This is a genomic window from Cobetia sp. 10Alg 146 (genome assembly GCF_029846385.1).
In the GTDB taxonomy this organism is placed as follows: domain Bacteria; phylum Pseudomonadota; class Gammaproteobacteria; order Pseudomonadales; family Halomonadaceae; genus Cobetia; species Cobetia marina.
In genome coordinates this window covers 65,183-91,720 of record NZ_JARWKT010000002.1, presented here as the reverse complement: position 1 = coordinate 91,720, position 26,538 = coordinate 65,183, and the positions used below count along the sequence as shown (strand labels likewise).

The following is a 26,538-nucleotide window of genomic DNA, read 5'->3' as shown; positions in this document are numbered from 1 at the left end:
GGGTGATGTTCTGTCTGGCAGAACGATATGGCATGATTCTCGCGACATCCGCAGGGTCATGAGTGACCCGTCCATCCAAGGGGAATGCCGAATCATGGCCAATCAACGCGTGGAAGCGGTCGAGCGTGCCTTGACCCTGCTGGAAGCCTTCACCCCCGATACGCCTCGTCTGACGCTCAACGAGCTGGCCCAGGCCAGCGGTTTCTACAAGAGCACGATTCTGCGTCTGATGGGCTCGCTCGAGCATTTCGGCTACGTGACGCGTGACAGCCATGGAATCTATGCCATCGGCGCGGCGCTTGGGCGCTTCGCCGAGCTGGCACCCGGACTCGATGCCCGCGAGACCCTGCAGCGTGGCTGGCTGGCACGCCTGCATGCGGCCAGTGGTGAGACGGCCAGCCTGCTGCTGGTCGAGCATGGCCCGGCTGCGCAGGCGCGTCCCGTCGAGGGACTGACCCGCCCCCGTCAGGCGATCTGTCGCTATGTTCGCGTCAGTGAGGCGCCGCTGCGCCATCAGCTGGAGGAGGGGGAATGGATCGAGGAGGCGCTATCCGCCTTGCTGCATCACTGCATCGACAGTGGCGAGATCGAGGTCGGTGAGGCCGCAGGGCTGACGGTGGCAGCCCTGGCAGTGAGCGTCGCCCCGCATCACGATGAGGGCTTGGCCCCGGCGGAAGTCATCATGCTCAGCGGCCCATCGGCTCGCTTGACGCCCGGCCAGGCACGGCAGCTGATGCAGGAGTGGCAGCAGAGCGCCAGGTGAAGAGGAGGGCTGAATGACACGACGCCCCCGCCGGGTAACCGGCGGGGGCGTCGTGTGGTTGGCCGTCTTCCCTTTGCAGGAAGCGCTTGCCTCAGGCGTCGGTGGCGGCCTTGGCGGCCCCCATGCGGCGACGCAGGATGGGGCCGACGATCACCGGCAGCAGCAGGCCGGCGATGGCGATGCACCACAGGGTCACGGCCAGCGGGCTGCCGATCAGGATGGTCCAGTCGCCGTCGGACAGCTGCATGGCGTGACGCAGGTTCTTCTCCATCTCCGGGCCCAGCAGCATGCCCAGGATGACCGGTACCAGCGGGATGTCCAGCTTGCGCAGGAAGTAGCCGGCGACCCCGAAGGCGACCATGAAGTACAAGTCGAAGGCGGAGTGGCTGATGGAGTAGATGCCGACGAAGGCGACCATCGTCACCACCGGCAGCAGGTACTTGGGCGGCACGGACAGCAGCTTGACGAAGATGCCGACCATCGGAATGTTCATCAGCAGCAGGATGACGTTGCCGATCAGCAGTGCCGCGATCACGCCCCACACGATGTCACCGTGCTGGGAGAACATCAGCGGTCCCGGGGTGATGTTGAGCGAGATCAGCATCGCCAGCAGTACCGCCGTGGTACCGGAACCGGGCACGCCCAGTGTCAGCATCGGCACCAGGGCACCGGAGGCCGCCCCGTTGTTGCCGGCTTCCGGCGCGGCGACCCCACGCGGGTCCCCTTCACCGAAGTGACCTTTCTTGCCGATGATCTTCTTTTCCAGGGTGTAACTGATGAAGCTGCCCAGCGAGGCCCCGGCGCCCGGCAGCACGCCGGAAATGAAGCCCAGCACCCCGCCACGGAAGGCGGTCGGCAGGATGGCCACGATGTCCTTGAGCTTCAGGGTCATCTTGTTCATCGCGATCATCGCCTTGCCTTCCCCGGCGTGCTGCTCGATGAAGAACAGCAGTTCCGAGATGGCGAACAGACCGACGATGGCGATGATGAAGTCGATGCCTTCATACAGCTCGAGAATGTCGTAGGTGTAGCGCTGGGTGCCGGTGGAGGCATCGATGCCGACGGTGGCGATCATCAGGCCGATGGCCGCCGCCATCAGGGTCTTGACCGGGTTCTTGCCGGTGATGCCACCCAGGGTGGCGAAGGCCAGCACGAACAGCGCGAAGTACTCCGCCGGGCCGAAGGTCAGCGCGAAGCTGGCCAGCCACGGTGCCATCACGATCAGGCCGATGGTAGCGATCAGGCTGCCGATGAAGGAGGCGATCGCCGAGATGGCCATCGCTTCGGCGGCCTTGCCCTTCTGGGCCATCGGATAGCCATCGAGACAGGTCATCATCGCCGGCTCATCGCCCGGGATGTTGAGCAGGATTGAGGAGATGCGCCCGCCGTACATGGCACCGGCGTAGACCGAGGTCAGCAGGATCAGCGACGTCTCCGGGCTCAGGCCCAGGGTGAAGGCCAGCGGAATCAGGATGGCCACGCCATTGGCCGGGCCCAGACCCGGCAGGGCGCCGATCAAGGTGCCGAGGAAGGCACCCAGCACGGCAAACATCAGATTTTCTGGCTGCAGGGCGATGCCGAAGCCCTGCATCAAGAAGCCAAGACTTTCCATTACGCCACCTCCAGAATGCCCAGCGGCAGTGGTAGCTCAAGCACGAAGTTGAACAGGGCGAAGACGACGATGCCGCCGACCAGCCCCGTGGCATAGGCCTTGAGCGGCGTGGCCCCCATGCGCCAGCACAGGGTGCCGACCGCAGCGGTGGTCGTGACGATGAAGCCCAGCGGCTCCAGCAGCGCGGTGTAGAGGCACAGGATCACGATCGCCAGCACCATCTCGGCGCCGGTGCGGCTCCACGGCCAGTGCTGGTCAGGGTCAGGCCGCAGGATCAGGTACAGACTGCTCAGGCCCAGCACGATGGACAGCACGGTAGGGAAGGTTTCAGGACCGATGGACTCGGCCCCACCGAAGGGTTCGGGGAACTGCTGGGCACCCCAGCCGTACGCGACGGCCAGGGTGAGCATCAGCAGACCAAAGATGCGGTCATTCATCAGCGAATCAGCCCAATGTCCTTGGAGAGCGTCTGGATGTCCTTGATCTGTGCCTTCACGAAGGCATCAAACTCGGCACCCGATTTGTGGAACGGCATCAGGCCGCTCTTGGTCATCACGTCCTTCCATTCATCGCTGGTGTAGACGTTGTCCAATGTCGTGGTCCAGTACTGCTCGGCGTCATCGCTGATGTCGGCCGGCATGTAGAAGCCACGCCAGTTGGGCGCGACGGCATCGATCCCCTGCTCGCGTGCGGTGGGGACGTCAGCCAGCTTGCCCGGCAGGCGCTCTTCGGAGAGCACGGCCAGTACCTTCAGATCACCGGACTCCATGAAGCCCTGGATCTCGGAGATGTCACCGGTGAAGGCCTGCACGTGGCCGCCGACGACCTGGGTAATCGCCTCACCGCCGTTGTTGTAGGACAGGTAGGAGACCTTGGGCAGGTTCTCGACACCGGCTGCCTGGGCGGCGATCAGTACCTTGAGGTGATCCCAGCCGCCTGCCGCACTGCCGCCGGCGAACTTGACGGATTTCGGGTCTTTCTTCAGCGCCTCCATCACCTCGCTCAAGGTGTTGTAGGGCGAGTCCTTGGAGACGGCGATGGCGCCGTAATCCGCGCCCAGTGCGCCGATCCAGTTGACCTGATCCTGATTCATGCCCGGGAACTGACCCTGAGCCAGACGCGTGGTGGTCGCGGTGGACGCGGCCACCAGCAGCTGCTCATCACCGGCGCGCTTGGAGACGGTATGGGCGAAGGCGACGCCACCACCGGCACCGGCCATGTTGATGGTCTGGACGTTGCCCGGCACGTATTCGAGATCAGACAGCAGCTTGCCGACGCTGCGGCAGGTGAAATCCCAGCCGCCGCCCGGGTCTGCCGGTGCGATGCAGTCGACCTTGCCCTTGGGCTCGAAGGCGAGGGCCTGGGCGGACATGGCGGTGACCACCGCGGCGGTCAGGAGTTTGAGAGACAGATGGCGTGTCATGGCGACCTCTGATGTCGTTGAGCTTGTTATTGGTATGCACTCTTTGCGCTGGCAGGACAGTGGCGGGCTTCGTCTCCCGGTTTCCTGTCAGCAACCTTACAGTTCTGTAAGGCAGAACTTTATTCTGTATGGTGAAATTAGTCCCCTCGGCCCTGCCTCGCAAGATCACCATTCGTCGCACCGACCTTGGTCGAAAGACGCCTCCCTGCACCAGGGCGGTGCATCGAAGGGGCTTCGACGTTGTCCTGCTATCGGTCATGACGGCATGGCATGTCGTGAATGAGACCTCATGCGGCGTTGCAGCAACTGCAGCGCCGGCTGGCGAGGGCTAGCGTGTAGCCGAAGCCCGCCATCGCCTGACGACGAGCGAGGGGCAAGGAACAGGAGGCGTCATGGTCAAGGTACTGGGGGGAGTGTGGGCGTTGTTGCTGGGGATCGTGCTGATCATGCTCGGCAACGGCATGCACTTCACGCTGATCGGCCTGCGTGGCGCCATCGAGGGGTTCTCCTCGGCGGAGCTGGCGATCGTCACCTCGGGCTACTTCGTGGGGTTTCTCTCCGGGGCACGTTATACCCCGGTGCTGATCCAGCGGGTCGGACATGTGCGGGTGTTCGCCGCGCTGGGCAGTTTCATCTCGGCGGCACTGATCGCCTTGCCACTGCTCACCGAGCCCTGGGCCTGGACCCTGCTGCGCATGTTGATCGGCTTCTGCATGTCCGGCATCTATGTGACGGCGGAAAGCTGGCTGAACGCGGCGGCCAGCAACGAGACCCGTGGCAAGGTGCTCTCGGCCTACATGATGGCGCAGACCCTGGGCATCATCGGGGCCCAGGGTCTGCTGACGCTGGGAGATGCCGCGACTTCCGTGCTGTTCATCTGCGCCTCCATTCTCGTGTCGGTCTCCTTCGGCCCCATCCTGTTGTCGGCGGTCGTGGCGCCCGTGGTGGATGTCTCGCGGGCCATGTCATTCGGTCAGCTGTTCCGGGCCTCGCCGCTGGGGGCCATCGGCATCTTTCTGCTCGGTAGCGTCTACGCCACCCAGTCGGGGATGGGCGCGGTATTCGGCACCCAGATCGGCCTCTCGGGGGCTCAGATCGCGCTGTTCATCGCCACGCTGTTCGCCGGCGCGCTGGTTCTGCAGACCCCCATCGGCTGGTTGTCGGACCGCATGGATCGCCGAGTGCTGATCGGGATTCTGGCCGCCGCCGGTGCAGCGTCCTGCGCGCTGGGCTGGATGGCGGGAGATGCCCTGTGGCCGTTGATCGCCGCCGCGTTCCTCGCCGGTGGGGTGACCACGCCGCTGTATGCCCTGCTGCTGGCCTTCACCAATGACTCGCTGTCTGCCGAGGAGATGCCGGGCGCCTCGGGCGGGCTGGTCTTTTCCTTCGGACTCGGCGCCATCCTCGGGCCGCTGGCGGCAGGGGGCGCGATGGAGATGCTCGACCCCCATGCCTTCTGGCTGGTGCTGGCCGTCACCTTCGTGGCCATCTCGCTATATGCGCTCTATCAGGTCACCCAGAAGGCGAGGGTGCCGCTGGAGGACACCGACAGCTATCTGAATATCCTGCCGACGGCGTCACCGATGGCGGTGGAAGTGGCGGTGGAGTGGGCGCATGAACATGCCGAGGACGAGCAGGAAGCGCTAGCGGCAGCTGAAGCGGCCGCACAGGAAGAGGCCTTCGAACATGAACTGGAGGAAACTTTCGAGGAGGCGCTGGAAGAGGCTCTCGATGAGGCCTTTGCGGCCAATGAGACGCCAGTGGACATTCAGGGCGCTGCTGATCAGAGCGCCATTGATCAGAGCGGTATTGAGCAGAGCACTATTGATCAGAGCGGTATTGAGCAGAGCATTATTGATCAGAGAGACGGCAGAAAAACCCCCGCCGCAGCGAAGTCAGATAGGACAGACTCCGCCGCAGCGGGGGGATCAGACGAGCCGGCGTGGCAGACATCTACGTCTCACGACGCGCTCAAGGCCCAGTGGCCGCCCTCCACGCCTTGAGATCCGCTCAGTGAGGGGCGCGTCTCACGCTTATCTGCGACGACAGGCCGTCACAGCAGGCCCAGCTCACGCGACAGTTGCTCCACATCGCTGACCTGGCGGGTGATGAAGGTCTCCAGCGCCTTGCCGGACTTGTGGAAGGGCATCAGGCCGTTGTCCTGCATCACCTGTTGCCACTCGGGCGTATCCGCCATGCGGTTGAGGGTCCGCTCCCACCAGGCAAAGGCGGCATCGGAGACGCCACCCGGCAGATAGAAGCCCCGCCAGTTGGGGGCCACCACGTCGATGCCCTGTTCGCGTGCGGTGGGAATGTCGCCGTACTGGCCGGGCAGGCGCTCTTCGCTGAACACGGCCAGCAGGCGCAGATGGCCGGATTCGACGAAGCCGCGGGCCTCGGTCATGTCGCCGGTGAAGGCCTCCAGGTGGCCGCCCATGACCTGGGTGATGGCCACGGAGCCGGAGTCATAGGCCAGATAGGGCAGGGCGCGCAGATTCTCGATTCCCGCCTCGCGCGCGGCCATCAGCACCTTGAGGTGATCAAAGCCGCCCGCGACATCTCCCCCGGCAAAGCGGATTGATTTGGGGTCTGCCTGCATGGCGCTCATCAGGTCGCCCAGGGTCTGGTAGGGGGAATCCGCGGCCACCGCGATCACGCCGTAATCCGCGCCCAGCGTCACCAGCCAGCGCACGTCGTCCACCTTGCCGTCCTGATAGGCGTGCTGCCCCAGGCGAGTGGTGGTGGCGCTGGAGGCTGCCACGATGACCTGCTCATCGTCATGGCGTTTTGACTTCACGTGCGCGAAGGCAACACCCCCGCTGGCACCGGGCACATTCAGTGTCTGCATGCCGGCGGGAATCAGATTCTGCTCATCGAGAAGGCGTGCCACGCTGCGACAGGTGAAGTCCCAGCCGCCACCGGGCTTGGCGGGGGCGATACATTCAGTCTTGCCCCTGGGGGCAACGTCATCGGCCGCGCTTTCCTCGGCGGAGGCGCTCAATGGTGTCATCAGGCCAAGACTCAGCAGCAGGGCAGCGGGCAGGGCGCCGGCACGATGAGGCGCAGCAAGGCGAGAATGCAGGCGGCGCAGCAAGGTGCGGCGGGCAGGCAAGGTGGCGTACATGGCAGGGTGTCCTTGGGTGTTCAGCGTCGATCGTTATGGTTATGTCAGCCAGGGCGGCGTGTCTTCTGCGGCTGGCTTGCGTACTCGCGGGTTCTGGCATGGTGAGTCATTGCGAGAGTACGAATGAACGAAAATAGCCTATTTCCGCACCAAGCGGAAAGGCGCAGGGCTGAGGCGTCCTGGCAGGAATCGGCATTTCCCCAAGCCTCTCTCCTCAAGGTGGTCCCGGGATTGCTAGAATTGCGCCATCAGGCTGTGATGAACGTTTCGCGATCTCCCAGCCGCCGCCTTTCATTGAGGAGACGGGCCATGACCCTTACCCCGCGCATGCATGACTTTCTCGCCCGCCTGCCCAAGGTGGAGCTGCACCTGCATATCGAGGGCTCGCTGACCCCTGCGCTGATGTTCGAGCTGGCGGCGGAGCAGGGCATCGCCTTGCCCTATGCCACTCTGGAGGAAGTCGAGGCGGCCTATGACTTCGCGGATCTTCCCGCCTTCCTCGCGCTCTACTATCAGGGCATGGGCGTGCTGAATGACGAGTCGCATTTCTACCGACTGGCGCAGGACTATTTCCGTCGCGCGAGTGCCGATGGCGTCAAGCATCTGGAGCTGTTCTTCGACCCACAGGCGCATCTGTCACGTGGCGTGAGCCTGGCCACCCAGTTCGCGGGGTTGGAGCGCGCCTGTCGTGAGGCAGTGAAGGAATTCGATATCACCTCGGCACTGGTGCCGAGCTTCCTGCGTTGCCACTCCGCGCAATCTGCACGCGAACTGTTCGAGGCGCTGATTCCCTTCGAGTCACGCTTCGTGGGTGTCGGGCTGGACAGCGCCGAGATCGGCAACCCGCCGGAGAAGTTCACCGAGGTCTTCCAGCTGGCGGGGGAGCGCGGCTGGCACCGTGTCGCTCACGCCGGCGAGGAAGGCCCGGCTGCGTACATTCGCACCGCGCTTGAGGTGCTGGGGGTGGAGCGTATCGACCACGGCGTGCGCTGCCTGGAAGACCCGGCGCTGGTCGCGGAACTCGCCGAGCGGCGTATCCCGCTGACGGTATGTCCGCTCTCCAACGTCGCGCTCAAGGTGGTGGAGCGCATGGACGACCACCCGCTGCCCAAGCTGATCGAGGCCGGGCTCAATATCACCCTCAATTCGGATGACCCGGCCTATTTCGGCGGTGGCATGCTCGACAACTTCATCGCCGTGCAGCAGGCGCTGGATCTCAGCGAAGCGCAGTGGATCACCCTGTGTCGCAATGCCATCGACGCCGCCTTCCCGCAGCGCGCTGAAGGCCTCGGCATGAGTGACACCCGCCGTGATGTGCTGCTGGCGCAACTCGATAGCTGCGTGGCGTGACGCAATTAACACTGACGCTTGAATACTGAATGTAATCAACGGCTTGTCCACCAACATCGCCAGCATGACGCCGCCTGCGGCAAGCGCTCCATCAGATGTTGCTTGACCATGCTAAGTCGTTGAGTACAATGCAGTTCTGGCGTGCGCAATGCACCGCCCTGCGGGTGTAGCTCAATGGTAGAGCAGAAGCTTCCCAAGCTTAAGACGAGGGTTCGATTCCCTTCACCCGCTCCAGTTTCTTCAAAAAAGCCTCCCGAATGGGAGGCTTTTTTGTGTTTGGGGCTTAGAGCATCTTCTTTTTCTTGTTTCCGATATCTTGCCGATAAAAGGTATTTTTCCCCTACATGAAGAATTTTAGGGTAGAGGCCAATCTGCTTTGGCTTGTTCTGATATGGAGTTTTAACATCAAAAAATAGGAAGCTGATTAGCAAAAGCGACTTGTGTGTTAGCCAGACCTATTAAAGCAGGCTAGTATGAATGTAGCTGCATAGGAAATTAGCCTAAATAGAATTTTATATTGTTTAGTGATTTTTGTTGGCTTGATAACTTTTAGTTAAAAGAGGCTAGAGATATTATGGAAAGGACTGCAAGTAAGCTTAGAGTGTTCATGTCAATTTTGTTGGTTGTGGTTTCATTATTAGCAAGCTTTTTATTGATGTATTGGGGTGTTGGTTTTTCAGGAAGTGATGCAGTTTCGCTAACTACCTTGGGCGTTGCATGTGGTTTTTTAAACCTCATATACCCAAGGTTGTCAACTATAGCAGTTGCTGGAATGGAAGTTAAATTAAGAAGATTGACAATTGAAGCAGAAGAAGAAATTGAAAAACTAAAGAAAACAAAGTTAAAGCTATACCAGATCTCGCTTGGTTTGGTTATGAAGCATGAGGGTGGCTGGGCATCAAGTAGAATATCGGATCAAAGAGTTCCGATGATGTTGGAATTATTGTCTTCTATAGATAAAGATGAGTTGTTAAATGAACTAAAATACAGTGTGCTAGATAAGATAGAAGAATTGATGTGTGCTCAAATCAAAGGGCTTAAATATCTTTATAGCAAGGTGGCCGACGTTGAAATTGAGGTCGAAGAGGAAGAGTTTATAAGTGAAGTTATCAAATGGCGTGATGAACATGTACAAGATATAGTTTCAATGAATCAAGTAGTAGATGGTTTTATGCAAGACCTAGACAGAGAGCTAATATGGGCATTTGAAATGAATGGATACTTCAAAGCCTTAACCGCTTAAACGAGGTGCTCTCGGCAAACATCTTGCCGAGAGCAATAGTCTTAGAATCGCGCTAAAGCGTAGACCACTACACCTGCAATGACTACAGCTACCCATACTGGCAAAGATGCAGACAATACAGGAAAAATCATAGTATACGCCATAGCTTTCATCATTAGACCAGCTGAGCGTGTTGACTTATGGGTTGACATAGCGTCCCTCATTCAACTCCCCTGATCTCATGTAGAGTCGGGATAGGGGGCCCAGACCTGCTGCCTATTTCTATTTTTACGCAGTCATCGAAGGCGGCAGCACCCGACTGCATGACGTGATCCCGAGTCACAGTTTTAATATATTACAAGTCAAAGGATTTGCACAATTTTTAGCAAGAAAAAATCAGGCAAAAAATGTACTTTCCTCACGGTTTTACTTGACAGCATAAACCTCTTGAGCTGCTGAGGATATGTCCATTGAGGAGCCCGAAGTCTTCACTAAGGAGGTCATGCCATCTTGCAGGTAGAGGCTCGAGTGACATGTCAGATTGGTGTTGATACGGTACCCTTTAGTAAAAAGCTAAATCCATCTCGCTGTTCATCTGCCTTACCTTATACGTAACTCCTCCGCCAGTACTGCGAGCTGAGCATCGTCCCCTCGAGGGCCATCCGCGCTGACGATGTAGCCATCATATTCGGTCATGTAGTACTTCATCTTCGAGTGTCTGGCCTGCCATCCGCCTGGCTGTGTACCATGTAATGGGATGAGTTTGGCGTGCAGGTGGTTGACGCCGTAGCCCTCGAAGATGATGGCGGTGCGTGCTGTTCCGAAGTAGGCATCGAGCTTGCGCGCCACGCCACGCGTGAAACGCATCAGGCCGAGAATCACCTCGTCATCCTGTTCATACACGCAGCTGCCCAGATGGCGTTTGGGAATGACGACCGTGTTGCCCGGGGTAGAGGGGAAGATAGAGAGGAAGGCCAGGAAGTGCTCATCTTCGGCCACGATATGGCTTTGACTCTGGCCAGTAACGATCTGACAAAATACGCAGTCACTCATGATCCTTCCCTGATAGTTAAGTGTCACCAGATTCGTCCTGATTCTGGGTCACAGTGATCTGAGCCCTGTGAGCAGGGCCCTTGTGAACAGAGTCTTTGTAAAGAGAGCTTGGGAGTCTCCTTGTGTGAGTGAAGTTTGATGGAGTCTGGTTGTCAATGCTTGGCAGTTCCCGCAGAAAGGGTAACGGCAGCAGCCTGCTCGATGAAGTGCCGCGTGACTGTCTTGCCGAGCCGATCGAAGCGAAAAGTGTTGCTGATGCGGCGGAGAGCCGCGATATTGGCAGGTCACCTTTCAGCAGTTCGTCATTCGTTGAACGACAAGGAACCCCAGTGGAACTCACCGTCTGGTTGGCATATGTCAGCGTCATCACCGCCTTGATCACCTTTCCCGGACCGTTTGCGTTGCTGTGCATGGATCATGGCCTGCGCCACGGTCGACGCCGCTCGTTCGCGACGGTGGCGGGCGGAGCGGCGGCGTCACTGGTGTTGATGGCCTTGTCGTCGCTGGGCCTCGGCGCGGCCTTGGCGGCGTCGGAGACGGGGTTTCTAGTGCTGAAGATCGTCGGGGCGCTCTATCTCATCTATCTGGGCATTCAGGCCTGGCGGGCGCCATCCCAGCCGGTGGTGTTCGACGCCGTGGGGGATGAGGGCCAGACCCGCGCCAGAGCCACGCGTTGGCAACTGTGCCGCAAGGGCTTCGGTATCGGGATCAGCAACCCGAAGGACCTGCTGTTCTTCGGCGCGCTGTTCCCCAACTTCATCGACATGGCCCAGCCGCAGCTGCCCCAGTTCGTGGTGCTGGCGCTGACCTGGCTGGTGGTGGACCTGCTGACGATGAGCACCTACGCCCATGCGGGTTCCAGCATCAGTCGCTGGTTTGATAGCCACCGGCGCGTGCGGCTGTTCAATCGCACCACGGGCAGTCTGTTCGTCGTGGCCGGCGCGGGGCTGGCGGCGTCGCATCGGTGAGCCGAGCCTTGGCTGCCATTGCACAAGACATGAAGCGCACGAAGACGACAACGGCACCCGAGGGTGCCGTTGTCGTGTCTGGAGCCTGTTGATCATCAGTGCTTTAGGCTCAGCGTTCAGGACGTGATTCCAGATACTCTTCGAGCAGGTTGCCGTCCTGACGTGACACCTTCTGCTTCCAGCTATCGAAGACATGCTGGCTGGCGGCTTCCAGGTCACGGTGAAGTGCCGGCGGTGCAGGGGTGATCAGGCGTGCGCCATTGGCTTGCAAGGTGGTATAGGCCTCGGCGAGCACGGCTTCAGCAGATGCCCAGGCGTTTTCTTCTGTTGCCTTCGCGGCAGCGAGCAGTGCCGTCTGCTGGCGCTTGTCGAGACGATCGAAGCTGTCACGATTCATGTGAACGATATTGAGCGGCATGGCGTAGTTGAGCGTCGTGAAATTGGGCATGTACCGGTAGAGCTCGGCGCTGACACCCCCCATGGCGGAGGTGAGGGCGCCGTGGATGCTGCCAGCTTCGAGCAGGGGCTTGAGTTCCCCCCAGCTCATGACTCGCGGGTCGGCCCCCAGATTGAGCAGGATACGCTGCGTGTTGCGGTCATAGGTGCGAATCGGCATGTCCTTGAGGTCATCACCATCGGCGATGGGCCGAGTGCTCCACAGGCCGCTTGGGGGCCATGGCAGCGCGAACAGCAGTATCTGGTGGTGGTCCTCTAGCAGCTCGCGATAGCGGGGCTTGGCGAGCTGATAGAGACGGTTCGCTTCCTTGAGGTTGTAGGCGATGGCCGGCAACGACGAGATGCCGAAGAAGGGAATCTCCTCGGCGAGGGCACCGCTCAGCGTCGCGGCAATGTCGATGACGCCGGCGGAAGTGGCCTGCAGGTGACTGGCCGAGCGAATGTCCGAGCGCAGCGTCAGGGCCAGATCACCATCGGACTGCCTGGTGACTTCCTGGCTGAATTCTGCCGCGCGTTGGCCCATCAGGGTATCGGGCTCGTAGTCGCTGCTCATGCTGAGCGTCGTCTGGGCCTGGGCAAGGGGGGTCGTCAACAGCGCGGTGAGCGCCATGAGCGAACGGAATCGGCGCAGAGGAGAGGATGGCGTCATGGAGGGGGCCTTTATCGTTGTTGTCATTCCGGGTGTCCGGCATCGGGACACTCGAGGGCGCTCCCACGGCCCTCGGCTCGGGGCTGATCCGCCAGACCGAATGGCTCGCGCTTCATGCCCGGGTGTCGCGAGACACCTGGGCGGACTGGAGAGCGTGGCGGCGCTAGAGCGTGGAGCGCACGTCAAGATAGTGATCCAGCAATTCGTTTTCCTTCGGGCCTACCTTGCTGCGCCAGCTTTCGATCACGCTGATGCTGGCGCGGGAAAGTGACTGCTTGAGATCAGGCGTGAGGGGATTGCGGACAGTCACGCCCGCGTGTTCAAGCTGGGCGTGCGTCTCTTCCAGGATGCCGGCGATGGCGTCCCAGCTGGTATCTTCAATCTCTGCCGCGGCGGTGAGCAGCGCCTCGCGCTGGGGGGCGTCGAGGGCCTCGAATCTCGCCTGGCTCATGTGCACGATATTGAGCGGCATGGCGTATTGCAGGGCGGTGTAGTGATCCAGCGTGCGGTTGAGCTCGGCTGTCAGACCGCCCAATGCCGAGGTCATCACGGCCTCGATGCGGCCTTCGGCCAGTTGCTGTTGCATCGGCTCCCAGCTCAGCACGCTGGCGATGGCGCCGAGGTTCAGCAGCACGCGCTGGGTATTGCGGTCATAGGCACGCACGGTCAGCCCCTGGAGGTCCTGGCGCTCGGCGATCGGCTTGCGCGACCAGAGTCCGCTGGGAGGCCAGGGCAGGGCGTAGAGCAGAATCTGATCATGGCGCGCCAGCAGTGCCTCGTAACTCGGGCGAGCCAGGCGATAGAGCTCTCGGGCCTGGCGCGGATTGTCGACCAGCGTGGGCAGTGAGCTGATGCTGAACAGCGGCATGCTGGTGGCGAGGGCGCCGCTGTGGGAGTCCGCCAGTTGAATGATATCGGCGTTGATGGCTTCAAGATGATTCACTGACCGCAGGCGAGTCAGCGGGCCTTCACCGAAATGGATCACCAGTTCTCCCTCGCTGAGCGAGGCCACCTTCTCGACGAATGCCTGGGCACGCTGCCCCATCATGGTCTGGGGGCCATACTCCCGGCTCATGGTCAGCTCGACCGAGTCAGCCCGGGCGTCCGCGCCCATTGGCGCCAGACCCAGGGCAAGGATCACTCCGAGCACTCTCTTCATGCTTGAGCGCTGTCCAGTTGGCATGTGTCGTCATCCATCCGTTGTGTCTGATACATCCAGTATCTCTCATTCGCGCCTCCCTTGCCGTTGGTGTTTCGGTCAACGCAAGCCGCCGCTCTCCTTTCCCCTGCACCAACGCAGGGTTCAGGGCGGCGCAACGGGCGTTGAACTGCCAGTTGACGCAATGTGGTCTACGCTCAGAACAAGGCCGTGCAACTGCCCTGACACGAATTCCGCGCCGGGACCGCATGACCGGATTGTCGACGACTGTCAACGGGAGGTAGACCACATGCTGACCCACGTATGGGGCTTGATGGCACATCCGCAACGGGAATGGCAGACCATCCGCAAGGAACACGAATCCATCACCCACCTCTACGCACATCATGTGCTGCTCATGGCGCTGGTGCCTGTCATCTGCGCTTACATCGGTACCACCCAGGTCGGCTGGAGCCTGACGGAAGGCCACGCCATCCTGCTGGAACCCCTCGATGCCTTCTATGCCGGTATCGCCTTCTACATCGCCATCCTGACGGCGATCGCCTTCATGGGCACCGTCATACACCTGCTGTCGCAGCGCTTCTCGGGTCATCCCAGTCGTCGTCGCTGCATCATCTTCGCAGGCTATGTGGCCACGCCGATGTTCCTGGCAGGCCTGGTGGCGTTGTATCCCATCATCTGGCTGTGCATTCTCGCCGGTACCATCGGCCTGTGTTACAGCGCCTATCTGCTGTATCTGGGCATCCCGCCACTGCTGGACATCTCCAACAAGGAAGGCTTTCTGGTCACCGGCTCCACGCTCGGGATCGGGGTGCTGGTGCTGGAAGGACTGCTGGCGGTGACCGTGCTGCTGTGGGGGTACGGCGCACGCTGGTTCATGTAGCCCCGTGAGGCAACGACCCCGATGTCAGTGACGTGATGCCAACTGCTTGAGAAAACACACCTTCGACGCCTCGCCTTCACCGGCGGGGCGTCGCCGTTTCGTGACCGTGTTGGTCCGTGGCCCTTGTGCTCGGCGGCAGCGGCGTGGAAAGTGTTGGACTCAATAGACAGTGTGGAAGAAAGCGCATGGACAAGTTTGAGCTGAGACTGGAGCAGGCTGCGCGTGCCGCATGGTTGTCCTATGTGGGAGGGCGAACCCAGGATGAGATTGCCACCCAGCTTGGGGTTTCTCGCCCGGGAATACAGCGCCTGCTGTCGCTGGCGCGTCAGGAACGCCTGGTCAAGATCTCCATCGATCACCCCGTGGCCAGCAGCATGGCGCTGTCGGATGCGCTGGTGGAGCGATTCGGTCTGAGCTTCTGCGATGTGGTGCCCTCGGACACCCAGTCGCCGGAAAGCATTGCGGAATATCTCGCGGTGGCCGGTGCCGAGCGCCTGTCGTTCTATCTCGGCCGACAGCAGCCACAGACCATCTCGTTGAGTACCGGACGCGCAGTGCGTGCGGCGGTGGAAGCCCTGAGCCGCAGTGAGCGGCCCCAGCACCGTATCGTGTCGCTGGTCGGCAATGTCGCTCTGAATGGCTCCTCGAACCGCTATGACGGCGTGATGCTGCTGGCGGACAAGATCGGTGCGGACCGCTTTCTGCTGCCTGCACCGGTGGTGGCGGCCAGTGTCGAGGAGAAGGAGTCACTGCTCAGTCAGAGTCTGGTCAAGGCGGTGTTCAGCGTCGCCTGCGAGGCCGATGTGGGCATGATCGGCATCGGGCGACTCGATGCCCAGGCGACCTTGTTCCAGGATCAGTTCATCAGCGCCGCCGAGCGCGATGAGTTGATGGAAGTCGGTGCCGTGGGCGAATTGATGGGCTGGCCTCTGGACATGAATGGGCAGCTGATCGATTGCCCGCTGGCGCAGCGAATCACCAGCGTGCCGCTGACCTCGCTCAAGGCACAGCCGCTGATCGGGCTGGCGGGCGGGCACGACAAGGTGCCGGCCATTCTGAGTGCATTGCGCGGTGGCTGGCTGCAGGGGCTGATCATCGATGAGGTGGCCGCCCAGCGGGTCTGCGCGGCACTCAAGGACTGAGCAGGAGACGGCTGCCTTCGAATGGCTTCAGAGTGATGGGGGCATTCTGATGGCGTTCTGCTGACGGCTTGCGCTCGACGACAGGCTCCCGATGACAGGCTCTCGTGAATAGACGCCGTACAAGGCGCCGAGCGAGTCGTCGGGAGCAGGGCGGGGGCAGTGTCTGGCGTTGTCTTGCTGGCGCGATGCCTGGGATATGCACACAACATCGCGCCGCCATTTCTGTTCTTTTTCTCCCTCTTCTTTCTCACCTTCTTTTCTCTTTCTTTCTCTCCTTTCTTCGTCTGGCCCACGGATTTTGCTGTGAAACCTGTCATCTCTTGTCAGACATTCCGGCAGGATTGTTCGACTCAATGGCGGCGAATTTCCGCCTCGATCAAGGGCTGCGTTGTTTCGTTTAACGCTAATATCTGTATAGGCTGATCGGGTCGCAAGCTCAGAGGTCATGCCGGCTATCGGTCTACACCCAAAGGATCAGATCCCAAGGTGGTATAGCCCAAGGTATAGCGCTTCAGAGTTTGCTTTTTCAAAGGTCTGATCCGATCATTTGTTCACTGAATGACGTTTTGATCGAACGTATTTGTGCCGAGATGTCTCGCCAGGACATTCGAGCACCAGACCGGTAGATGGGAAGGTATCGGTGCCTCAGGTGCCGCTACCCTCGAAAATAACAATGCCAATAACGCCCGATGGAGTGCCCTCATGCGCCTACCTCACATCACCAAGCCCCGCAGTCATCTGCTCACGCTCGCCAGCGTCGCCGCCATTGCGCCGCTCAGCGCACAGGTGAGTGCCGAGACCATCACCGTGGCGACCGTCAACAACGCCGACATGGTGGTCATGCAGAGCCTGACCAGCGAATTCGAGAAGGCGCATCCGGATATCACTCTCGACTGGGTGGTGCTGGAAGAGAACGTGCTGCGTCAGCGCCTGACCACCGATGTCGCGACCCAGGGTGGCCAGTTCGATGTCATGACCATCGGTACCTATGAAGTGCCTATCTGGGCCAAGCACGGCTGGCTGACCAAGCTCGACAATCTGCCGGACGACTATCAGGTCGATGACCTGATCAAGCCGGTGCGTGATGGTCTGAGCCTGACCGAAGGCGAGAACCAGGGCCTCTACGCGCTGCCGTTCTATGGCGAGAGCTCCATGCTCTACTACCGCAAGGACCTCTTCGAGAAGGCCGGTATCGAGATGCCGGAGCAGCCGACCTGGACACAGGTCAACGACTGGGCCGCCAAGCTCAACTCCGCGGATGAAGGTGTCTACGGGATCTGCCTGCGTGGCAAGCCGGGCTGGGGCGAGAACATGGCGGTGCTGGGCACGATGGTCAACAGCTTCGGTGGCCGCTGGTTCAATGAGGAGTGGGAGCCGCAGCTGGACTCGCCGGCCTGGAGCGAGGCCATCAACTTCTACGTCGACATGATGGGCAAGTACGGCCCGCCGGGGGCGACCTCCAACGGCTTCAACGAGAACCTGGCGCTGTTCTCCAGCGGCAAGTGCGGCATGTGGGTCGATGCCACGTCCGCAGCCGGCAAGCTCTACAACCCGAAGGAATCTTCCGTGGCTGACAAGCTGGGCTTCGCGCCGGCGCCGATCGCCAAGACGGAGAAGGGCTCGCATTGGCTGTGGTCCTGGGCACTGGCCATTCCTGAGTCTTCCAAGTCCAAGGATGCCGCCCAGACCTTCATCACCTGGGCCACATCCCAGGAATACGTGAATCTGGTCGGCGAGCGTGAAGGCTGGGCCAGCATTCCGCCGGGCACCCGTGTCTCCACCTACGAGAATCAGTCCTACAAGGACGCCGCCCCCTTCGCCGGCTTCGTGATGGACGCCATCACCAGTGCTGACCCGACCGATCCGACGCTTGAGCCGGTGCCGTATGTCGGCGTGCAGATGGTGACCATTCCGGAATTCCAGTCCATCGGTACCCAGGTGGGTCAGATGATCGCCGCGGCGCTGGCGGGCCAGATGTCGGTCGAGCAGGCGCTGTCCTCCGCCCAGCGTTCCACCGAGCGCACCATGCGCCAGTCGGGCTATTGATCTGATCTCAACGGCTGTGATCTCAACGGCTGTGATCTCAAAGGATCTGGTCTGATCTGACCTGAATGTTTCAACGGCCTCCCGCCTTGCCTTGAGCCTCAACACGAATTGACTCGAAGCACGGCGGGAGCCCGTCCGGCACCCGCGGCAACCTCTTCCTCTCGAGACTTCTGCAACGCCCTCGCGGCGTGGCACGGGGAGCCTCGGCCTGAAGCCCACCGCATTGCCGGACTTCCTCACCGTATCGAAGGACTCACCATGCGCACGAGAGCATCCGGACGCACCGTCGGGGGATTGCGAACCCTGTCGCTGCAAGCCCCAGCCGTAAGCCTGTTGTTGATGTGGATGCTGGTACCACTGGTCATGACCCTGTGGTTCTCCTTCCAGCGTTACAACCTGATGATGCCGTCGGTGTCCGGTTTTGCCGGCGTCGACAACTATTACTATCTGCTGACCGACCCGTCCCTGTGGACGGCCATGGGCAATACCCTGCTGCTGGTGGGCTGGGTGCTGGTGGCCACCGTGGTCGGCGGCACGCTGCTGGCGGTATTGCTGCAGCAGGAATTCTTCGGGCGTGGCGTCGCGCGTCTGTTCGTGATCGCGCCGTTCTTCATCATGCCCACCGTGAGTGCGCTGGTGTGGAAGAACATGATGATGCACCCGGTCAACGGCATTCTCGCCTGGGTCGCCGGGCTGTTCGGTCTGCCGGCCATCGACTGGTTCGCCAGCCTGCCGCTGACCTCCATCGTGATCATCGTCACCTGGCAGTGGCTGCCGTTCGCGGTGTTGATCCTGCTGACCGCCATCCAGTCACTGGATGACGACCAGGTCGAGGCGGCACGCATGGACGGGGCAGGGCCGGTAGCGATCTTCTTCTACATCACCTTGCCGCACTTGAAGCGTGCCATCAGCGTGGTGGTGATGATCGAGATGATCTTCCTGCTGACCATCTTCGCCGAGATCTTCGTCACCACCTCCGGTGGTCCGGGGCTGGCCTCGACCAACCTGGCGTACCTGATCTACATCCGCGCCCTGCTGGACTTCGATGTAGGGGGTGCCTCCGCCGGTGGCGTGATCGCCATCATCCTGGCCAATATCGTGGCCTTCTTCCTGGTGCGTACCGTCGCCAAGAATCTCGAGAACTGATGACAAGCGCTCAGCACAGGGAGACTCAATGATGTCGACTTCAACTTCCAATTCCGTGGCCGCCGCCAGCGCAGCAGTGAGCGCCAGTCGTGCGCGCCGCAGCGTGATCAACAAGAAGCTTGTCCTGACCCTGGTGGCCTGGACCATCGCGCTGGTGATGTTCTTCCCGATCTTCTGGATGATCCTCACCAGCTTCAAGACCGAGGCCGAGGCGATCGCCACGCCGCCGAGCCTGTTCTTCACGCCCAGCATCGAGGGCTATATCGAGATCCAGGCGCGTGCGGACTACTTCAAGTATGCCCTCAACAGCGTGGTGATCTCGCTGGGTGCCACGCTGCTGGCGCTGCTGATCGCGATTCCGTCCGCCTACTCGATGGCCTTTCTGCCCACCAAGCGCACCCAGGGCACGCTGCTGTGGATGCTGTCCACCAAGATGCTGCCGTCCGTGGGCGTACTGCTGCCGGTCTATCTGATCTTCCGCGATCTGGGGCTGCTGGATAGCCGCACCGGCCTGATCATCATCTACATGCTGATGAACCTGCCGATCGTGGTCTGGATGCTCTACACCTTCTTCAAGGACATTCCCAAGGACATCCTGGAGGCCGGACGCATGGACGGCGCCAGCACGCTGCAGGAGATCTTCCACCTGCTGCTGCCGCTGACCCTGCCGGGCATCGCCTCCACCGGCCTGCTGTGCGTGATCCTGAGCTGGAACGAGGCGTTCTGGAGCCTGAACCTGACCACCTCCAACGCCGCACCGCTGACTGCCTACATCGCCTCCTTCTCCAGTCCTGAAGGGTTGTTCTGGGCCAAGCTCTCCGCGGCTTCCACGCTCGCCATCGCGCCGATCCTGATCTTCGGCTGGATGACCCAGAAGCAGATGGTTCGCGGCCTGACCTTCGGTGCCGTCAAGTAACGGCGCGCCATACGCATGTCGCCTCGATGCCATGCCACCCAAATTTGCCATCACCTGCCCGAGGGCAGGTGCGGATAAGGAAACCTCCCATGTCCACACTCACGCTCAAGAACATCGTCAAGGAATTCACCTCCGGCAGCGGCGCCAGCGCCACGACGACCCAGGTCATCAAGGGGGTCGATCTGGAAGTGAAGGACCAGGAATTCGTGGTCTTCGTCGGCCCGTCCGGCTGCGGCAAGTCCACGCTGATGCGCATGATCGCCGGACTCGAGAACGCGACGTCCGGTGACATCCTGATCGACGGCAATCGCATGAACGATGTCGGCCCGGCCGAGCGCGGCCTGGCGATGGTCTTCCAGAGCTATGCGCTCTACCCGCACATGACGGTGGGCGAGAACATGGGCTTCAGCCTCAAGCTCGCCGGCGTCTCCAGGGAAGAGCGTGCCGAGAAGGTCAATGCGGCCGCCGAGGTGCTGCAACTGGGTCCGCTGCTGGATCGCAAGCCCAAGGCACTGTCCGGTGGTCAGCGTCAGCGTGTCGCCATCGGGCGTGCCATCGTGCGCAACCCGAGCATCTTCCTGTTCGATGAGCCGCTCTCCAACCTGGACGCCGCGCTGCGCGTGCAGATGCGCATCGAACTGGCGCGCCTGCATGCCGAGCTCAAGGCGACCATGATCTACGTGACCCACGATCAGGTCGAGGCCATGACCATGGCTGACAAGATCGTCGTGCTGCAGGGCGGTGTGGTCGAGCAGGTCGGCTCGCCGATGGAGCTCTACCATCACCCGCGCAACCGCTTCGTGGCCGGTTTCATCGGCTCACCGAAGATGAACTTCCTCGACCTCACCGTCACCTCCGTGGCGGTCGAAGGGGTCACGGTGCGTCTGCCGGATGGCAGTGAGCACCTGATTCCGGTCGTGAGTCAGACGGAAGACGGTGCCTCGGTGTGTGTCGGCGATACTCTGACGCTGGGCGTGCGGCCGGAGCATCTGGTGCTCGACGAGAATGGCCCGTTCACGGGTCAGATTCAGGTCATCGAGCGTCTGGGCGGGGTGACGTCGCTCTATCTGGCGACCCCGGACGGCTCCGGCGATGCGCCGATCGGCGGCCTCAAGTCTGACGAGCAGTCCGACAGCGGCTGGATCCTGATGGCGGATGGCGACGTCGACAGCCGTGTGGGAGACCGCATCCGCTACGGCTTCGAGACCGAGCGTGCGCATCTGTTCACCGCCGCGGGCCTGGCATTGCAGAATCTCAACCGTCACCCGCTGACCAGCCTGACGCGTCAGGACAATTCACTGTCCAGTGCCGGTGCCGCACAGGCAGCCCGCGCATGAACGGGAAGCCCGAGGAGGAGGCCGACATGAGTACACCCTTGCAGCAGGTGATCTTCGATTGTGATGGCGTGCTGGTGGACAGCGAGATACTGGCGGAGGAGGTGCTGTCACGTCAGTTGGGGGAATGGCTGCCGGACCTGGATACCGAGGCGGAGCTGCGTGCGGCGCTGGGCATGACCACTGATGCCATTCTGGGGCATCTGGAGGCCATGAGCGCACACACGCTGCCGCCGCAGGCGATGGAGCGCATCGATCACGCCATCGAGTCGCGTCTGGCCAGTGAGCTTGCGCCCATCCAGGGCATGGCGGAACTGCTGGGCGAGCTGATGACCCGGGGTCTGGCGGTGGCGATCGTCTCCAACAGCGCCGAGCGACGAGTGCGTGCCTCGCTGGCCGCGACGGGTCTGGATCGCTGGTTGGGAAAGGTGCCGCTGTTCACGGCCGAGCAGGTCGCACGGCCAAAACCTGCGCCGGATGTCTATCAGTTGGCACTGCGTCAGCTGGGGCGTGATGTCGAGGAATGCGTGGTGGTCGAGGACAGCCTGGCCGGTGTCAGCGCGGCGGTCGCGGCCGGTCTGCGCGTGATCGGCTTTACCGGTGCCGGACATATTCCGCCGGGGCATGCGCAGCGTCAGCAGGAGGCGGGTGCCTGGCAGAGCTGTGCGACCATGGAGGAGGTCAACGGTCTGATTCGCCAGCTGCATGCTGGCCAGGCCAGCGACCTGAGCGCCACATGAGCACCGTCAGGGGGTGACACATGCACATGGCTTCTGGACGCACTGACAGTGACTCCGTGACGTCGCCGGTGTCCCGCAGTGCAAGGCTCAAGGGCAAGGTGGCGGTGGTCACCGGCGGTGCGGGAGGCATTGGTCTGGCCATCGCCACCCGGTATGTCGCGGAAGGTGCCTATGTGGCATTGGCGGACATCAATGGCGAGGCGGCCGAGCGTGCCGCGAAGCGACTGCGTGCACAGGCCGGGCCGCAGGCGCGGGTGCTGGCGGTGACGCTGGACGTGACCTCCAGCGTCTCGCGTCAGAGCATGCTGGAGTGCGTGCAGGCCCAGCTGGGCCCGATCGACATTCTGGTCAACAATGCGGCCGTCTTCGCCATGGCGCCGGTGCTTGAGGTCAGCGAAGGCATGTTGCGCCACCAGCTGGCGGTCAATGTCGAAGGGCTGTTCTTCACCCTGCAGGCGGTGGCCAGGACGATGGTCGAGCGCGGGCAGGGCGGCAAGATCATCAACATGGCCTCGCAGGCAGGGCGGCGGGGTGAGGCGCTGGTCAGCGCCTATTGCGCCTCCAAGGCGGCGGTGATCAGTCTCACCCAGTCCTGCGGGCTTGATCTCATCCGCCATGGCATCAATGTCAATGGCATCGCGCCGGGCGTGGTGGATACGCCGATGTGGGATCAGGTCGATGCGCTGTTTGCCCATCACGAACAGCGCCCGCTGGGAGAGAAGAAGCGGCTGGTCGGGGAGGCCGTGCCCTATGGGCGCATGGGGCTGCCGGATGACCACGCCGGCGCCGCGGTATTCCTGGCCTGTGAAGACAGCGATTTCGTCGTCGCCCAGACACTCAATGTCGACGGTGGCAACTGGATGAGCTAAGGATGAAAGACACCTTCCGTCCTGCTGCAAGCGGTGTGCATCCATGAATGAGGTAGTCACGTGACATCTTTACCCGATTCTCGCCTGGCCCACATGTCGCCCTCACTGGACGACATGGCCAGCCGTGTGCTGGCGGAACATGCCTCCAGTCAGCGCACACGTACCATCGTGGCCCTCGCCGGCCCGCCGGCGGCGGGCAAGTCGACGCTGTCGGAATCCCTGTGCGAGACCCTCAACGCGCTGGAACCCGGCATCGCCGTGGTGGTGCCGATGGATGGCTATCACTACGACAACGCCGTGCTGGCCCCTCTGGGGCTGCTCTACGTCAAGGGCGCTCCGGAGACCTTCGATGCGCGCGGGCTCTATCACGACCTCGTCAGGGTGCGCGCCGATGATGGCCCGGTGGCCGTGCCGGTGTTCGACCGCCCGCTGGATCTGGCGCGTGCCGGAGGCCGCGTGGTCGAGCCCCGTCATCGCATCGTGCTGGTCGAGGGCAACTATCTGCTGCTGCGCCACGCGCCCTGGGATGCATTGCTGGAATTGTTCGATATCCGCATCTTCCTGGACATCGAGGATGAGGTCCTGGTGCCGCGCCTGCTGCATCGCTGGCGCGAGATGGGCCAGGATGCGCGGGGTGCCCATGAGCGCACCCATCACAAGGACATGCTCAATGCGCATCTGATCAAGCAGGACTCGCTCAACGCCGACTGGCGCTGGCGTCTGGCGAACGACCCCATCGGCCCCGACGCGGATGACAGCTGAATGATGGATGGCAAGGAGAGCCGCATGTGGGTTGGCGTTGACTGTGGAACCCAGAGCACCAAGGTGGTGATTCTCGACCCGGTCTCCGGGCGGATCGTGGCCCAGGGCCAGCGCAGTCATGCGCTGCAGGAAGGGGCCAACGGACGCCGTGAGCAGGACCCGCTCGACTGGGTCGCCGCGCTGGAAGGTGCCTTCGATGAGGCACTGACCACCTCGCGGCTGGACCCGCGGCGCATCGAGGCGATCGGCGTGTCCGGTCAGCAGCATGGCATGGTGGTGCTGGATGAGGCGGGCGTACCCCTTTATCCGGCCAAGCTATGGTGTGATACCGAGACCCGCGAGCATAACGCCGCCTTGATCGAGGCGCTGGGCGGAGAGGCGGGCTGTCTGGAGGCATTGGGACTGGTGCTGCAGACCGGTTACACCGCCTCCAAGCTCGCCTGGCTGCGTGAACAGCATCCCGAGCGCTATCAGCGCATCGCCAGCATCCTGCTGCCGCATGACTATCTCAATTTCTGGCTGACCGGGGAGCATGTCGCCGAATATGGCGACGCCTCGGGCACCGGCTATTTCGATACCCGGCGCCGCTGCTGGCATCAGGATGTCTTCGCGCAGATCGCCCCGGAACTGGACGCGCAGCGCGTGTTGCCCAGACTCATCGAATCCCATGAGCCTGCCGGGCATATCCGGCCCGAGATCGCCGCGCGCTTCGGGCTGCGCCCGGACGTCATCGTCTCCAGTGGTGGCGGCGACAACATGATGAGTGCCATCGGCACCGGCAACATCGCGCCGGGGCGCGTCACGCTGAGCATGGGCACCTCCGGCACGGTATGCGCGTGGTCAGCTCAGTATCCCGAGGGCTGTGACCCTCAGGTGGCTGCCTTCAGCGCCAGCGATGGCGGCTGGTTGCCGCTGGTGTGCACCATGAATGTCACCTCTGCCACCACGCGGGTGCGCGAGATGTTCGGCTTCGACATCGATACCTTCTCCGCGCAGGTGGCAAGCGCGCCTCCCGGGGCCGAGGGCGTGCAGATCCTGCCGTTCTTCAATGGCGAGCGCGTGCCGATGCTACCGCGTGCCCAGGCCAGTTTCCATGGGCTGGACAGCCGCAACACCACCCCGGCCAACCTGTGCCGCGCGACCATGGAAGGCGCAAGCTACGGCCTGCGCTACGCGCTTGAGTGCATGGGGCCGCTGGGCAGTGCGGCGCGCCAGATTCGGCTGGTGGGGGGAGGTGCCAAGAGCCCGCTGTGGCGTCAGATGCTGGCGGACATTCTCGACCTCGAGGTGGTCTGCCCGCAGGTGACCGAGGCCGCCGCATTGGGCGCCGCCATTCAGGCCGGCTGGTGTCTGCGCCAGCGGGACGCGCAGGGAGAGGGGCCACGCAGCGAGACGCTGAAGGCGCTGTGTGATCGGCTGGTGGCGCTGGACCTGACGACCCACACCCAGCCCCAGCCCGAGGGAGTGGCCGCCTACCGCAAGGGCTACGCTGACTACCGCGCGCTGCTGGCCAGCGAGCACGGCATTCCCACCGGCGGCTGAATTCCTGCCATCAGCGCTTCAAGCCAGACAACATCGCCCCCGTCGAGACTCACTCGGCGGGGGCGATGTGTTTCAGGCACTTCACTGTATCAGTCGCAGCTCATACGTACGCTATCAGGCTCTCGTACGCTATCAGGCTCTAGATTGCGTGCTTGAGCGAGAACTTGGGTGCGAGCTTATGCACGAGCTTAGGCATTGGACGAGCGCGCCCATAGATTGACGCCGCCATCGACGGCGTAGCGGTCGATCTCATCAAGCTCCGCCTGGGTGAAGTCGAGGTGATCCAGCGCCTTGACGCAATCACTGACCTGCTGCGGACGGCTGGCGCCGATCAGTGCGGTGGTGACGCGGTTGCCGCGCAGTGCCCAGGCGAGCGCCATCTGCGCCAGCGACTGGCCACGCCGCTCGGCGATGGCATTGAGGGCGCGCACCCGCTCCAGGTTGTCCTCGGTGAGGTGGTCTTCCTTGATCGCCCCGCCACGTGCCAGGCGGCTGTCCTGTGGCACGCCGCCCAGATACTTGTCGGTCAGCACGCCCTGGGCCAGCGGCGAGAACACGATGGAGCCGATGCCCTCGTCATCGAGGGTGTCGAGCAGGCCGTCTTCCTCGATCCAGCGATTGATCATCGAGTAGCTGGGCTGATGGATGATGCAGGGCGTGCCCAGCTCGCGCAGGATGGCGGCCGCTTCACGGGTGCGCTGGGCATTGTAGGAGGAGATGCCCGCATAGAGCGCCTTGCCGGAACGCACGGCGCTGTCCAGCGCCCCCATCGTCTCTTCCAGCGGCGTGTCGGGGTCGAAACGATGCGAGTAGAAGATGTCGACGTAATCGAGATCCATGCGCTTGAGGCTCTGATCCAGACTCGAGAGCAGGTACTTGCGGCTGCCCCATTCGCCGTAGGGGCCAGGCCACATGTGATAGCCCGCCTTGGTGGAGATCACCATCTCATCGCGATAGCCGGCGAAGTCGCGCTTGAGCATGCGGCCGAACATTTCCTCGGCGCTGCCCGGGGGCGGCCCGTAGTTGTTGGCCAGATCAAAGTGGGTGATGCCCAGATCGAAGGCGGTGTGGCAGATGGCGCGCGCATTGTCTTCATGGGCGTTGTTGCCGAAGTTGTGCCAAAGCCCCAGTGACAGGCGAGGCAGTTTGAGGCCGCTCTTGCCGCAGCGCTGGTATTGCATGCGTTCGTAGCGATCTTCAGCCGGGGTATAGCGCATGGCGGAGTCCTTTCGCGAGTGAAGGCGGGGATGTCTCAAGGAGGAAATGACCTCGGAAGACGCCTTCAGTCTAGGTCGCGTCTGTCGGTCTGATAAGTACATGCGAACGAATAGATTGTTCGCCATAGCGCACAATGCTGTGGCAGGCTCGATCACTGAAAT

The 26,538-nt window shown here is 62.0% G+C and carries 23 protein-coding genes and 1 tRNA gene; 16 read left to right on the top strand and 8 right to left on the bottom strand.

The window, feature by feature from the left end; genetic code table 11:
• Positions 1 to 94: 94 nt before the first annotated feature.
• Complete coding sequence (locus tag QD172_RS03370; protein WP_170877353.1) at positions 95 to 763, top strand: helix-turn-helix domain-containing protein; 669 nt, start codon at positions 95 to 97, stop codon at positions 761 to 763.
• A gap of 91 nt (positions 764 to 854) precedes the next feature.
• Here the strand turns inward: QD172_RS03370 and QD172_RS03365 are convergent, their stop codons facing one another.
• From QD172_RS03365 to QD172_RS03355, 3 genes are read right to left on the bottom strand one after another with little or no spacing between them, the layout of a single operon-like run.
• Positions 855 to 2,375, bottom strand: a complete 1,521-nt coding sequence (locus tag QD172_RS03365; protein WP_077372623.1) for a tripartite tricarboxylate transporter permease — start codon at positions 2,373 to 2,375, stop codon at positions 855 to 857.
• The gene (locus QD172_RS03360) at positions 2,375 to 2,812 is read right to left on the bottom strand and encodes a tripartite tricarboxylate transporter TctB family protein (RefSeq protein WP_077372626.1); all 438 of its coding nucleotides are present in this window, start codon (positions 2,810 to 2,812) and stop codon (positions 2,375 to 2,377) included. Before QD172_RS03360 ends, QD172_RS03365 begins: the two co-directional genes overlap by 1 nt.
• A complete protein-coding gene (locus QD172_RS03355; RefSeq protein WP_084209024.1) occupies positions 2,812 to 3,798 on the bottom strand; it encodes a tripartite tricarboxylate transporter substrate-binding protein in 987 nt (328 codons plus the stop codon). The genes QD172_RS03360 and QD172_RS03355 overlap by 1 nt, the downstream gene beginning before the upstream one ends.
• 392 nt (positions 3,799 to 4,190) lie before the next feature.
• On the opposite strand from QD172_RS03355, the gene QD172_RS03350 reads away from it, so the two are divergent.
• Complete coding sequence (locus QD172_RS03350; protein ID WP_279854982.1) at positions 4,191 to 5,801, top strand: MFS transporter; 1,611 nt, start codon at positions 4,191 to 4,193, stop codon at positions 5,799 to 5,801.
• Between the two features lie 50 nt (positions 5,802 to 5,851).
• Here the strand turns inward: QD172_RS03350 and QD172_RS03345 are convergent, their stop codons facing one another.
• Positions 5,852 to 6,922, bottom strand: coding sequence for a tripartite tricarboxylate transporter substrate-binding protein (locus tag QD172_RS03345; RefSeq protein WP_279854980.1), 1,071 nt, complete (start codon positions 6,920 to 6,922; stop codon positions 5,852 to 5,854).
• 309 nt (positions 6,923 to 7,231) lie between these two features.
• Here QD172_RS03345 and QD172_RS03340 point away from each other — a divergent pair, with 309 nt between their 5' ends.
• From QD172_RS03340 to QD172_RS03330, 3 genes are all read left to right on the top strand, one after another.
• Positions 7,232 to 8,272 carry an adenosine deaminase gene (locus tag QD172_RS03340; RefSeq protein ID WP_347882023.1) on the top strand — a complete coding sequence of 347 codons (1,041 nt, stop codon included), beginning with the start codon at positions 7,232 to 7,234 and terminating at the stop codon, positions 8,270 to 8,272.
• 160 nt (positions 8,273 to 8,432) lie between these two features.
• Positions 8,433 to 8,506, top strand: a tRNA-Gly gene (locus QD172_RS03335).
• Between the two features lie 373 nt (positions 8,507 to 8,879).
• Positions 8,880 to 9,515, top strand: coding sequence for a hypothetical protein (locus tag QD172_RS03330; RefSeq protein WP_279854979.1), 636 nt, complete (start codon positions 8,880 to 8,882; stop codon positions 9,513 to 9,515).
• Positions 9,516 to 10,094: 579 nt separating this feature from the next.
• Here QD172_RS03330 and QD172_RS03325 read toward each other — a convergent pair.
• Positions 10,095 to 10,547 (bottom strand): HIT family protein, encoded by a 453-nt coding sequence (locus QD172_RS03325; protein ID WP_279854977.1) that lies wholly within the window; start codon positions 10,545 to 10,547, stop codon positions 10,095 to 10,097.
• Positions 10,548 to 10,876: 329 nt separating this feature from the next.
• On the opposite strand from QD172_RS03325, the gene QD172_RS03320 reads away from it, so the two are divergent.
• Positions 10,877 to 11,515, top strand: coding sequence for a LysE family transporter (locus tag QD172_RS03320; RefSeq protein ID WP_191236754.1), 639 nt, complete (start codon positions 10,877 to 10,879; stop codon positions 11,513 to 11,515).
• A 109-nt stretch (positions 11,516 to 11,624) separates the two neighbouring features.
• Here the strand turns inward: QD172_RS03320 and QD172_RS03315 are convergent, their stop codons facing one another.
• Together QD172_RS03315 and dctP are read right to left on the bottom strand one after the other, a co-directional pair.
• Positions 11,625 to 12,620, bottom strand: coding sequence for a TRAP transporter substrate-binding protein (locus QD172_RS03315; protein WP_170877354.1), 996 nt, complete (start codon positions 12,618 to 12,620; stop codon positions 11,625 to 11,627).
• A gap of 163 nt (positions 12,621 to 12,783) precedes the next feature.
• The gene (dctP, locus tag QD172_RS03310; RefSeq protein WP_167593030.1) at positions 12,784 to 13,779 is read right to left on the bottom strand and encodes a TRAP transporter substrate-binding protein DctP; all 996 of its coding nucleotides are present in this window, start codon (positions 13,777 to 13,779) and stop codon (positions 12,784 to 12,786) included.
• 289 nt (positions 13,780 to 14,068) lie between these two features.
• Here dctP and QD172_RS03305 point away from each other — a divergent pair, with 289 nt between their 5' ends.
• From QD172_RS03305 to xylB, 10 genes are all read left to right on the top strand, one after another.
• Complete coding sequence (locus QD172_RS03305) at positions 14,069 to 14,662, top strand: Yip1 family protein (protein ID WP_077372653.1); 594 nt, start codon at positions 14,069 to 14,071, stop codon at positions 14,660 to 14,662.
• 185 nt (positions 14,663 to 14,847) lie between these two features.
• On the top strand, positions 14,848 to 15,804 hold the full coding sequence (locus QD172_RS03300; RefSeq protein ID WP_077372656.1) for a sugar-binding transcriptional regulator: 957 nt from the start codon (positions 14,848 to 14,850) through the stop codon (positions 15,802 to 15,804).
• A 702-nt stretch (positions 15,805 to 16,506) separates the two neighbouring features.
• The gene (locus tag QD172_RS03295) at positions 16,507 to 17,850 is read left to right on the top strand and encodes a sugar ABC transporter substrate-binding protein (protein WP_279854969.1); all 1,344 of its coding nucleotides are present in this window, start codon (positions 16,507 to 16,509) and stop codon (positions 17,848 to 17,850) included.
• Between the two features lie 258 nt (positions 17,851 to 18,108).
• The gene (locus QD172_RS03290) at positions 18,109 to 18,996 is read left to right on the top strand and encodes a sugar ABC transporter permease (RefSeq protein WP_043334545.1); all 888 of its coding nucleotides are present in this window, start codon (positions 18,109 to 18,111) and stop codon (positions 18,994 to 18,996) included.
• A gap of 28 nt (positions 18,997 to 19,024) precedes the next feature.
• Positions 19,025 to 19,912, top strand: coding sequence for a carbohydrate ABC transporter permease (locus QD172_RS03285; protein WP_205632704.1), 888 nt, complete (start codon positions 19,025 to 19,027; stop codon positions 19,910 to 19,912).
• Between the two features lie 89 nt (positions 19,913 to 20,001).
• Entirely contained in the window at positions 20,002 to 21,249 is a 1,248-nt protein-coding gene (gene ugpC / locus QD172_RS03280; protein WP_279854967.1) for a sn-glycerol-3-phosphate ABC transporter ATP-binding protein UgpC, read from the top strand.
• 26 nt (positions 21,250 to 21,275) lie between these two features.
• Positions 21,276 to 21,986 (top strand): HAD family phosphatase, encoded by a 711-nt coding sequence (locus QD172_RS03275; protein WP_240499560.1) that lies wholly within the window; start codon positions 21,276 to 21,278, stop codon positions 21,984 to 21,986.
• 26 nt (positions 21,987 to 22,012) lie between these two features.
• Complete coding sequence (locus tag QD172_RS03270) at positions 22,013 to 22,855, top strand: L-iditol 2-dehydrogenase (RefSeq protein ID WP_176502882.1); 843 nt, start codon at positions 22,013 to 22,015, stop codon at positions 22,853 to 22,855.
• Between the two features lie 60 nt (positions 22,856 to 22,915).
• A complete protein-coding gene (locus tag QD172_RS03265; protein ID WP_307722823.1) occupies positions 22,916 to 23,617 on the top strand; it encodes a nucleoside/nucleotide kinase family protein in 702 nt (233 codons plus the stop codon).
• Positions 23,618 to 23,641: 24 nt separating this feature from the next.
• Entirely contained in the window at positions 23,642 to 25,159 is a 1,518-nt protein-coding gene (gene xylB, locus QD172_RS03260; protein WP_279854963.1) for a xylulokinase, read from the top strand.
• A 188-nt stretch (positions 25,160 to 25,347) separates the two neighbouring features.
• On the opposite strand, the gene mgrA is transcribed toward xylB, so the two are convergent.
• Positions 25,348 to 26,376 (bottom strand): L-glyceraldehyde 3-phosphate reductase, encoded by a 1,029-nt coding sequence (mgrA, locus tag QD172_RS03255; protein WP_054556771.1) that lies wholly within the window; start codon positions 26,374 to 26,376, stop codon positions 25,348 to 25,350.
• Positions 26,377 to 26,538 lie beyond the last annotated feature (162 nt).